The organism is Bradyrhizobium vignae (assembly GCF_900324035.1).
GTDB classification, from domain to species: Bacteria; Pseudomonadota; Alphaproteobacteria; order Rhizobiales; family Xanthobacteraceae; genus Bradyrhizobium; species Bradyrhizobium vignae.
In genome coordinates this window covers 6239029-6248725 of record NZ_LS398110.1, presented here as the reverse complement: position 1 = coordinate 6248725, position 9697 = coordinate 6239029, and the positions used below count along the sequence as shown (strand labels likewise).

Sequence of the window (9697 nt, the reverse complement as noted above, 5' to 3'; positions counted from 1 at the left end):
GGATCGTTCGCGAACGGCACCCTGCGCGCGATCGAAGGATCACACGCTGACAGAAAAGAACGTGAAATCGCCTGAAGATCGGCTTCAATTTGAGCCCGGCCGAAGATGGTCTCGGACTCCCACACAAAACGCACGCGTCTCAATCTCATTCGCGGGCCCTCGTCTGCCAATGCAGAGCAGAGAGTGTCGCCGCCACATCAATTCACGCAAACCGCGAGCGTTCGCTCGGACGAATGACATGTCCGCTCGTTAGCGCCGATCTGGCCCACCTGCTGCCAAGTTACGCGAAAAGATTTAGAGCTGTATTCCCCCTGCCCATTCGTGTGCGGTCCTCGTCCGCCCACGTTGACAATATTGATCTGCAGCATTCTTCATTGATCTGCAGCATTCTTCAGCTCCCGAGTGCCGTCCGTGATAAGGAGCGATCACGATCGTTTGGCTCGGGATTTAATTAAACCTAGATTAAAATAATGCGACGGTCCATTTATTTATTCATCCGCTGCATTTAATGATTAATGCGTGAGAACCAGCAGCAAAGAGACGCTTGCGTCGCTTCGGGCAGGAAACACCGGATTCATACGGGCGTTATCCGACGTCGCGGTCGCTGCTCGGACCAACGCCGGCACAGGATCTTGCGAGGTCGTGCAAGCCGACGACATCGCGCTTAAATGATAAACTCGAGCTTGATTGATAATGGTGTTGACCTCGGCATATAATAAAAAAATATGCTTGGGGAAAATGGGAGGTTGGAATGGAAGCTGCCCGCCGCTTTCGCGCCATGGCGCTACTTTGCCGACAGACCGCCGCGCGCCAACCCGAGAGAAGCTGGAAACTGCTCGCCGAGGCAGAGTACTGGGAGCATCTGGCGGCTGCGGCCTTGACTCAGTGAGCTTGGAGTGAGCGATTTTTAGTTGCTTGCCCTTTCATCGCCTTCTTAGTTCAAGTCATAGTTCGAGGCGGTCATGTCCAGTCCGCGTCAGGTTTACAGCTGTGCCGTTCTGAGTGAACGGCGCCAAGGGCTTGTGGTGGAGCTTAGAGAAGTGGAGAAGCTTCGAACCAAGCTCCGGCGTGTAGAAGCGAGAACAATCGGCAGAAGACGGTGTGTCAAAGCGGGCAACAGAACAAGCGCCGTGTACTAACTCGGCGGCGAGACCGGCCTTTTATTCAGGACAGAACGGCCGCACCGATTTCCGTTCGACGCGGCACTTTGAAAAACCGCAACGAGCCGGTCACCCTCCCAAAGCTCCACGTCGTGCTCGCCAGACATTTGCACGGCTCGATGCCGTGCTGCCTGCTCGTCGATGCAGTCGAGCTTTGCGGCGCAGATCACTCGGCGGCTGCTGTCCACCACGAACACTTTGTACCGCATGATGGTAGTCCGATCCCAAGAAAGGGGACCGTCATCGTAATCGAATGTCCGTCCAAGTCAGGGAGAAACTCTGTGGCGGTGCGCGGAACCTTTGTACGTGTGGCAATTCAGCTATAGCCCGCGTGAACTCATCGACTTCGCGGTGAGCGTCAGGGTCAGCAGTGTGGCACGCTTCAGTGGCGCAATCTCACCGCCTGTCGAAGCGTGCGACTCGCGCTCAAGAGCGAGAAGCCCCCGAGCGTCATCAGCAGCACACCGAGCCAAGTTACCGTCCGGCTGCGCGCCTCGTCGGGCGCCTCTTCATCGCGCGCGCCCATCGGCATAGCTGGAGATAAGTCGGCTCGCGCGGCAGCGGAAAGCTTCTCCACGTCAACTTGGGGCGGCGTGGAACGCTTGGGCGTGAGTTGGTCGCTGGAAGGATCCGAGATGGGTGCCGCCGGCATCAGGATCGGCGTGCCCGCATCGACGACAGAAGTAGCATCAGCCACCCTCACTTCGCGTGCCGGCGGAGTCGGCTGAGCCTCGCCGGCCGTCGCGGAGCTTAGTACCTCGGCGCGCGCATCGCTCACCGGGCTCCGCCGTTGCCGCGCGGCCACCTTCTCGTCGGGCCTGACGGTGCGGTTGGCGATGCGACTATGAACCGGTTTTCGCAGCGTCGCGACGCCCTCGGCCAAGAACCAGCATTTGCGGCGGCCGTCCCGCCGATAGACCCAACGCTGGCCGGCGCCGGGCGGGTTGCCGGGCTTTGCCAAGCATTCCGGCTGCGCCGAAGAGGTTGCCGCGGGCTCGCGAGCAGGATCGAACAAGTCTGTGAATGGATTGGAGAGCGCAGGTGTCGCAGCAAGACCTCCAAGAAGAACCAAACTGGCGAAATAACATCGCAAATGACCGGACATCGGAAACTCCCGGTGATACGCCCACCCGGCACGAGCCTTCGCAGCGATATGGGCTCCGATACGACTTAAATCTGGCAGCGCAATGAATTAATTGTGTTGCAGGCCGGCCGAATTAATAAGCCCGCCCAGCACTCCCGGGTTGCAGCACGGGGCTACGCGCCCAATTAAAGGGCCAAAGCGCAGCTGGCGGGCCGCAAGTTTCTGGATGTCATGATCCCGATCGCGGCCTCAACGCGCGTTACCCCTCGCGGTAAATTAAATGCTCCGCCATGATGTTACCGCCGTCGGCCCTGCTCTCTGCAGTCTCCCGCATTTAAATGTGGATTATGCGGCTTGGATCTAACTGATGGCTTGTCTGCGCCGTCATTCCCGATTTGTCTGCCTGCGCCTTCTCTCAGGAATTCGGATCAAGCCATGAATACCGCGCATTTCAATTCGCTCTCTCTCGACGAGCTGTGCATACTTCACCAACAGGTGGCCGCCAGCCTCGTTCAAAGAATTTTGGTGCGGCACGCACGGCTGGAGGAACGGCTCCAGAAGATTGGACGGGCCGACGAGGCCACACGGTTTGATCGCAAGCGCCGTCCCTATCCGCCGGTGCGTCCCAAATATCGCAATCCGAAGAACCCGGCGCAGACATGGTCGGGCCGCGGCAGGCTGCCCCGCTGGCTGCGGCCGCAACTGCGAGGGGGGCGCAGGCTGGACGATTTCCTAATCGACCAGGCTTTGGTCCAAAAGCGGCAGCCGAATTGAGCGCCGCAGCCGCGATCGCGCCGGGAACAAGGCCAGAATTGATCGCCGGCGGCCTCTTACATTTTGGGGCGGGCGTTCTTGAATTTGGATGTGAATAAAATAAAGGCGCGTCATTTAATGTGATCGAAACGGAGAGGGCTCGCGTGATCTGCGGCTGCTGTCCGTATTATTCCGGTGAATCTCAATGATTAATGGTTAATCCGCGTAAGCAACTGTAACAAAACGAATTTATGGATCACTTGTCAGATTCGCCTGGTGAGGGACTCGAAAATTTAAAATCAGCAACATATTAATTATTGACTAAATATAATATTTAATGAAGAGTTTTCGAGTGGCGGCGCTTGTCGTTCGCAGCCGCTGAATTTTGCCAAGGGTGTCCTGCAATCCATCTTCAAAGAAAGGCTTTCCCTATGCTGCACTATTACATCAAGACCACCGAAGCCATGAAGCGTCTGCGCGCCGACCAGGAGGGCGTGGTTTCGTTCGAGTACATTATCGTCGCGGTTTGCATCGTTGGCGCAGTCGGCGCCGTGTTCGGCGGTGGAGCTGGCGGTCAGATCGGCTTGGCGCTGCAGAACGGGATCGGCCAGATCACCGCCACTTTCGCTAATGCGATCGCTGGTTGATACGGCCATTTGAACCCGGAAGGGGGGCAACCCAGTGCGCCCCCCTTTGCTCGAACTCCCCCTATCTCGTGCGCGTTCCACTTTTCTGAGGCGTGCATTTTCATGAGTTGGATTGCTCCCACAGCCTCGTTTCTTGAAATCGTATTGTTGCTCTACGTCGCAACGATCGACGTCGCGACGCGGCTGATCCGAAACGAAATGTGTCTGGCCCTGGCGGCCCTCGGGATCGCCAGTCAATTGGCCAATCCAATGCAAGTTGCCGAGTCGCTGATATCGGCCGCGATCCTCTTTCTGGTATTGTTCGTCCTATACGCGCGCGGAGGGATTGGCGGCGGTGATGTCAAATTGCTGACTGCGTTGGCGATCGGATTTCCCCTGACCGGCCAGATTCAGCTCGTGACCATAACTGCGCTGGCCGGCGGCGTTCTTGCCATGGTGCATCTGATGATGCGCCACCTCCCTCATCCCAAACTGGCACCCACCAGATCGTCACTCCCACGCCGGGTTTACGCGATCGAACGTTGGCGCCATTTGCGACACGCCCCGCTGCCCTACGGAGTTGCAATAGCGTGCGGGGGCATCTGGACGATTTTGAGCAAAGGATTGTGAGATGTCATCTGCGTTGCGTCTGTCGATCATCATGGTGCTTCTGCTCGCAACCACGGCGTTCGCGCTCGTCGCCTATAACATGAATTTGCCGAAGGCGCCCGCTCCGGCCCCGGCGCAAGTCACGGAGGCGGCTCCGGCACCGGCGCCTACCGGCGGATACTTCGTCGCGGCGCGTTCCTTGCCGAAGGGGACTTTGGCCCGCGAAGAAGATTTCACCGTGCGGTCGGTGCCACCGGAGCGCATTCCCCAGGGCGCGATTCTTGAAACACCGGAGTCCAAGGCCGGACTTCCCGGTTCTCTGATCCGCAGGTTCGTTGAAGCAGGTAGTCCCGTGACGTTGCAGGACATCCTGCGTCCGCGGGATCGAGGCTTCCTGGCCAGCGTCCTGGCACCGGACAGCCGTGCCATCAGCATCAAGGTTGACGAGGAGGCGGGTGTCTCCGGCCTGATCAGGCCGGGTGATCACGTGGACGTCGTGTTGACCCAGGTGTTCGAGAAGGCCGACACCGCACGTCGAGCCCTGAGCGAGACCGTTCTGCGCAACGTTCGGGTCATCGCGATCGACCAGGAGATCGTGCAGGGTGCACGACCGATTGGCGGAATGGCAGGCAAGCAAACGCAAACCGTGTCCTTGGAGCTTGCACAGGAGCAGGTCAAGAAAGTCACCGTGGCAAAGCAGCTCGGAACACTGTCTCTGGCCGTGCGTGCAGCAGTCGATCAATGGGACAAGGCCGACACTGGCGCGATGTCCAGCTGTGATGTGTCCCCGGAACTGGCTCGCCAGTACGCAATCGCACGTCAGAGAACGGCAGTCGTCATTCATTCGGGCGGCCAAGCCAAGCAATACACGGTCAGGAAGCAGGACGAGGACGCTCTCGTCAGCTGCGAGGGGACCCCGGAAGTCGTGCACCAGACCGCAACGGCCGAAAGTTATGACAACAGGTTTTCGGAGAAACGTTGATGAACATTGCCCTAGCCGTTCCGCCCGAAGAATCGACATCGATCGTCACGCGTAACCGCATCGTTTGTTTCGTAAACGACGAGATCAGCGCCGCGGCCTTGCGCAAGGGCCTCGAAGGCGCCAACCTCTCGATCAGGCGCGGCACGATCCGCAATGCGATACGGATGCTGGAATCCGACACAGACCTGTTCGCGCTGGTAACAGACATCAGCGGCATCGATGATCCCTTCACTGAACTGGAAAGGCTGGCCGGCGTCTGTCCGCCCGATGTCCGCGTAGCTGTGATTGGCGAGAACAGGGAGATCACCTTCTACCGTGAGCTTCTGGAGCTCGGCCTGGCCGAGTATCTGCCGCGGCCGCTCACGCGCGATTTGGTGCTGGACCAGTTGCGCCCCAAGCTGCTGGGCGACGTTGCCGCCAATCAGATCGATCGTGGCGGTCACGTGGTTTCGATCTGTGGGGCGCAGGGCGGGGCCGGCGCCACGAGCATCGCGATCAATCTGGCACTGCAACTCGCCGAAACCACCAAGGCCAAAGTGGCGCTGCTGGACCTTCACCTGCAGGGCGGCGAAGCCGCCGTGATGCTGGGTGTCCGTCCCGGGCCGGGGCTGCGCATCGCCCTGGAGAACCCGATGAGGGCGGACACGCTGTTCCTCGAGCGGGCGGCAATCGAAGTCAACGAGCGGGTCTGTCTGGTCTCGGCCGACGAGGATCTCGATGCGCAGCTCGAAATCACGGAAGCCGGCGTACGACACGTGCTGGGTCTGCTCCGTCAACGATTCAACTACATCGTCGTCGATGTGCCCGTCCCGTTTCCCCCGTCAATCTATCCGGTAATCAAGCTTTCCCGTCACGTGATGGTGCTGCTCGAAGCCGAGGTGACCGGACTTCGCAATGCCCACGCACTGCGCACCGCCGTCGTCAACATCGCCGGCAAAGATCGGGTCTTTACCTTGCTCAACCGCGCCGGTCGTCCCGGTGGACTCCCGAGGGAGGCAGTTGTCAAGGCGATGGGCGCAGAGCCGGACATCGTCGTTCCCGATCTCGGCAAGGGGATGACCGAGGCGCTCAATCTCGGAATTCCCGCTCTGAAGCACGTCAGGAAATTGCGACGTCACCTGGCACCGATTGTACGGGAGATCAGCGGTGTCGGCGCCGAGCGGAAGAGCTGGTGGAGGAGGGTGCTCACAGCACATCTGCGATGAAAATATTTGGAAGACGTGACGAAGAGGCGTCCGTTCTTGTAGCTGCATTGGGGACTGAGCTGCCTGGTCCTCCGGCAGGCTTGCCTCCGTCGATGCCCAACGTTGCTGTATCTGCGCCAAGCGCGCCTCCACCTGTGTCAAGCCTGCCCGCATCCGCGTCCAGGCGCGACGAACTCCCGATCCACCACCCGATAATACCGGATTCGTTGCGTGAACGGGTCATCGAGCAGATCGAGCCCGCGGTGGCGGCAACCGTTTCGCGCGAAGTTCTTCGGCGGCAGATCGAGGAAATCATCCATCAAATCGCCAACCAGGAGCGGCTCGAGCTATCGGGGCGCGAGCAGCTTCAGCTCGCGGACGAGATTGCCGACGACATGACGGGGTACGGGCCGCTCCGTCCGCTGCTGCTCGATCAATCGATCAGCGATATCATGGTGAACGGTCCCAGCAACGTCTACGTGGAGCGCAGCGGCAGGCTGGAACGAATTGCGGTGCGATTCCGCGACAATGACCATATCGCCTCCGTCGCTCAGAAGATTGCCGCGCAGGTTGGCAGGCGCGTCGACGAATCCAGCCCGATGGTGGACTGCCGCCTGCTGGATGGCAGCCGCGTCAACATCATTCTCCCGCCGCTGGCGATCCATAGTCCGTGCATCTCGATCCGGAAATTTCCAAGCCACCGTTTGGATATCGCCGGATTGATCGAAAATGGCTCAATGACCGCGGCCATCGGAAAACTGCTGGAGATCGCCGCCCGGTCTCGGCTCAATGTTCTGGTCTCCGGCGGTACCGGCTCCGGCAAGACGACGCTCCTGAACGCGATGAGTCAATTCATCGATCACAGCGAACGCATCGTAACGATCGAGGATGCGGCGGAGTTGCAGCTTCAGCAGCCGCACGTGATCAGCCTGGAGACCCGGCCTCCCAGTCTGGAGGGCACGGGGCAGGTGACGCAACGGGATCTGCTGGTGAACGCCCTGCGCATGCGTCCCGACCGGATCGTCGTTGGCGAGGTCCGCAGCGCAGAAGCTTTCGACATGCTGCAGGCGATGAACACCGGCCATGATGGTTCGATCTCCACGGTCCACGCGAATAGTACCCGGGATGCCCTGACCCGCATCGAAAACATGGTGCAGATGGGACAGGTCAACCTGCCGTCGCGCGCCATTCGAGCTCAGATTGTTGCTGCGCTGGATCTCATTGTGCAGGTCGAACGCATGCGGGACGGACAGCGCCGTATCGTTCAGATCAGCGAGGTCATCGGCCTCGAAGGGGAGGTGATCACCACCAATGACATCGCAGCCTTCGAATACAAGGAGGAGGATGAGCAGGGTCGCCTATCGGGCACCTACAGGTGCAACCTTGCCACTCCGAAATTCAAGAGCCGTCTTGTCTATTATGGACTGGATGGAGCATGGGCCGAGGCAATGAGGCAAATATGATGCCGGAGTCGGTAATCGCGTCTTTTCTGGCGCTCGCGATGTGCGCAGCAGCCATTGCGCTGTGGCTCGACGCTCGGGAGCGACGCATCAATCGCCGGCTGGCGGTTGCTCTGCCAGCTTCCCATCCGGCCAACCTACCATCCATTCGCCGGTTGGAGGCCGGGTCTCCGTCGCTGTTGCTCCATCGGTTGGCCAATTACAATCGCGAGATACCTTACATCTGGCATCCAGCCTATGTGTTGCTGGCCGGTGCCATCGCAGCAGCAGCGATCCTCTACACCAATCGCCTGCTGGGATTCTCCATTCTCTACCTGTCCCTCGCGGCGGCCATTGCCGCCATAGTCGTGGTTCGCGGCCTCTTTGGATGGCAGCAGCGCCGCTTTGCCAGGCAACTTTTTCGACAGCTGCCGGATGCGATCCAGCTGGTGACGAGCACCGTTCGATCGGGTCTGCCTGTGCACGAAGCTTTTCGCGCCCTCGCGCGCGACATGCCACAGCCAACGGCTGGGCAGTTTGCCATCGTATGCAGCGAGGTGAATCTCGGAAGATCTCCCGAGGACGCCGTCCAAAGTGTCTATCGGCGAACCCAAGTGGCGGAATATGCGATGTTCGCGGTGACCCTTGCGGTTCAGTTGAAGTCGGGTGGTAGCCTTGCGGAGACCTTACAGAACCTGGGAGACACCGTGAGGCAACGCGTTGCACTGGCCGCGCGGGCCAAGGCCCTGGCGGGAGAGGTGATCTTTTCCTCGCGGGCGCTGACAATCTCGCCCTTGCTCGGGGGCGGGGCGCTATACGCAGCCAATCCGCAAACGGTCGATCTGTTGTTCACTGATCCGGTTGGAAACAAGCTGCTGGCTTACGCGGTGGTCTCGGTGCTTGTCGGGGCCTTGGTGATAAGTTGGATGGTCAGACGGGAAACGGCACTATGACTCTTGGCCTTGGTCTGGTGGCCCTCGCATTCGCAGCCGGTGCTGCGAGCTGTGTGTTGATCATCCGCGAAATGCACATTCGCGCTTTGGACGTGCGGGTGTCGAACGCCGTGATGGGCGTTGCCGGACGATCGGCGCCGTTCCAAGACATGACGGGTTGGTTCTCGTCGCTCGGCATGCGGTACCGCCGCTTCTACGCGGAGGAAAATCTGGATCAGCTACGCGCGATTCTTCAATCAGCCGGTTTCAATCATCGTCGAGCCCTGCCGACCTGGATCGGCGTCAAGGCCGTCAGCATGTTCTTGTGCCCGATCATCGCCGGAGGGGGCGCTCAGCTCCTGGGAAAGCCGTTGCTGGACGTGCTGGTCTTCACGCTGATCGGCATGGCGGTCGGAATCGTGGGACCGCGGTTGATCCTGGCCGCACTGAAGCGGCGGTTTGATGCTGCCATTCGTCTGGGCACCCCGGATATGATCGATTTGCTGGTCGTGTGCAGCGAAGCGGGAATGGGCCTGGAGAGCGGGCTGGCACGCGTTGCGCAGGAAATGGACGAGACCAATCCCTCCATAGCTGGGGTCTTGAGGAATCTTCTTGATGATCTCCGGGTACTGCCTAGCCGCAGCGAGGCGTTCGAGAAGCTGGGAGCTACGTCGGATGGGCTGCGCCGGTTCGGAATCATGGTCGCCCAAAGCCTGCAATACGGGACGCCGATCGGTCAGGCGCTGCGGAGCATCGCCGTCGATCTCCGCCGAGAGCGTATCACCAAGCTCGAGGAAAGAGCGCACAAGTTGGGCGCCAAGCTGACCATTCCGATGGTGTTGTTCCTGCTTCCAGCCATGTTCGTCATTCTGGGAGGCAGCCCCATCCTGCACCTCGTACGTTCATTTGCCAGCTTCGGTAAGTAGCC

Annotated in this window: 11 protein-coding genes; 9 read left to right on the top strand and 2 right to left on the bottom strand. The window is 59.8% G+C overall.

Annotation, left to right across the window (positions count from 1 at the left end; translation table 11 throughout):
* Positions 1–751 precede the first annotated feature (751 nt).
* Complete coding sequence (locus BRAD3257_RS40450) at positions 752–889, top strand: hypothetical protein (RefSeq protein WP_164937090.1); 138 nt, start codon at positions 752–754, stop codon at positions 887–889.
* Between the two features lie 246 nt (positions 890–1135).
* On the opposite strand, the gene BRAD3257_RS30400 is transcribed toward BRAD3257_RS40450, so the two are convergent.
* On the bottom strand, positions 1136–1369 hold the full coding sequence (locus BRAD3257_RS30400) for a hypothetical protein (protein ID WP_122404949.1): 234 nt from the start codon (positions 1367–1369) through the stop codon (positions 1136–1138).
* A 173-nt stretch (positions 1370–1542) separates the two neighbouring features.
* A complete protein-coding gene (locus BRAD3257_RS30395) occupies positions 1543–2121 on the bottom strand; it encodes a hypothetical protein (protein WP_244607742.1) in 579 nt (192 codons plus the stop codon).
* Between the two features lie 477 nt (positions 2122–2598).
* Between BRAD3257_RS30395 and BRAD3257_RS30390 the strand changes: the two genes are divergently transcribed.
* The 8 genes from BRAD3257_RS30390 (at position 2599) to BRAD3257_RS30355 (ending at position 9695) form a co-directional block, all read left to right on the top strand.
* Positions 2599–3018: an H-NS histone family protein gene (locus tag BRAD3257_RS30390; RefSeq protein WP_283809904.1), complete on the top strand. Its 420-nt coding sequence runs from the start codon at positions 2599–2601 to the stop codon at positions 3016–3018.
* A gap of 410 nt (positions 3019–3428) precedes the next feature.
* On the top strand, positions 3429–3644 hold the full coding sequence (locus tag BRAD3257_RS30385; RefSeq protein ID WP_122404946.1) for a hypothetical protein: 216 nt from the start codon (positions 3429–3431) through the stop codon (positions 3642–3644).
* A gap of 102 nt (positions 3645–3746) precedes the next feature.
* Positions 3747–4253 carry an A24 family peptidase gene (locus BRAD3257_RS30380; RefSeq protein WP_122404945.1) on the top strand — a complete coding sequence of 169 codons (507 nt, stop codon included), beginning with the start codon at positions 3747–3749 and terminating at the stop codon, positions 4251–4253.
* A gap of 1 nt (position 4254) precedes the next feature.
* Positions 4255–5214: a Flp pilus assembly protein CpaB gene (cpaB, locus tag BRAD3257_RS30375; protein WP_122404944.1), complete on the top strand. Its 960-nt coding sequence runs from the start codon at positions 4255–4257 to the stop codon at positions 5212–5214.
* Positions 5214–6419 (top strand): CpaE/TadZ family protein, encoded by a 1206-nt coding sequence (locus BRAD3257_RS30370; protein WP_122404943.1) that lies wholly within the window; start codon positions 5214–5216, stop codon positions 6417–6419. Before cpaB ends, BRAD3257_RS30370 begins: the two co-directional genes overlap by 1 nt.
* Entirely contained in the window at positions 6416–7861 is a 1446-nt protein-coding gene (locus BRAD3257_RS30365) for a TadA family conjugal transfer-associated ATPase (protein WP_122404942.1), read from the top strand. The genes BRAD3257_RS30370 and BRAD3257_RS30365 overlap by 4 nt, the downstream gene beginning before the upstream one ends.
* Positions 7858–8790: a type II secretion system F family protein gene (locus BRAD3257_RS30360; protein ID WP_162500413.1), complete on the top strand. Its 933-nt coding sequence runs from the start codon at positions 7858–7860 to the stop codon at positions 8788–8790. The genes BRAD3257_RS30365 and BRAD3257_RS30360 overlap by 4 nt, the downstream gene beginning before the upstream one ends.
* Positions 8787–9695, top strand: a complete 909-nt coding sequence (locus BRAD3257_RS30355; RefSeq protein ID WP_122404940.1) for a type II secretion system F family protein — start codon at positions 8787–8789, stop codon at positions 9693–9695. Before BRAD3257_RS30360 ends, BRAD3257_RS30355 begins: the two co-directional genes overlap by 4 nt.
* Positions 9696–9697 lie beyond the last annotated feature (2 nt).

What these genes read in the sequence shown, in the direction of transcription:
- BRAD3257_RS30365 (WP_122404942.1), top strand. Translation starts at nt 6,416, where the DNA reads ATGAAAATATTTGGAAGACGTGACGAAGAGGCGTCCGTTCTTGTAGCT.
- BRAD3257_RS30380 (WP_122404945.1), top strand. Translation starts at nt 3,747, where the DNA reads ATGAGTTGGATTGCTCCCACAGCCTCGTTTCTTGAAATCGTATTGTTG.
- BRAD3257_RS40450 (WP_164937090.1), top strand. Translation starts at nt 752, where the DNA reads ATGGAAGCTGCCCGCCGCTTTCGCGCCATGGCGCTACTTTGCCGACAG.
- BRAD3257_RS30355 (WP_122404940.1), top strand. Translation starts at nt 8,787, where the DNA reads ATGACTCTTGGCCTTGGTCTGGTGGCCCTCGCATTCGCAGCCGGTGCT.
- BRAD3257_RS30370 (WP_122404943.1), top strand. Translation starts at nt 5,214, where the DNA reads ATGAACATTGCCCTAGCCGTTCCGCCCGAAGAATCGACATCGATCGTC.
- BRAD3257_RS30385 (WP_122404946.1), top strand. Translation starts at nt 3,429, where the DNA reads ATGCTGCACTATTACATCAAGACCACCGAAGCCATGAAGCGTCTGCGC.
- cpaB (WP_122404944.1), top strand. Translation starts at nt 4,255, where the DNA reads ATGTCATCTGCGTTGCGTCTGTCGATCATCATGGTGCTTCTGCTCGCA.
- BRAD3257_RS30400 (WP_122404949.1), bottom strand. Translation starts at nt 1,369, where the DNA reads ATGCGGTACAAAGTGTTCGTGGTGGACAGCAGCCGCCGAGTGATCTGC.
- BRAD3257_RS30360 (WP_162500413.1), top strand. Translation starts at nt 7,858, where the DNA reads ATGATGCCGGAGTCGGTAATCGCGTCTTTTCTGGCGCTCGCGATGTGC.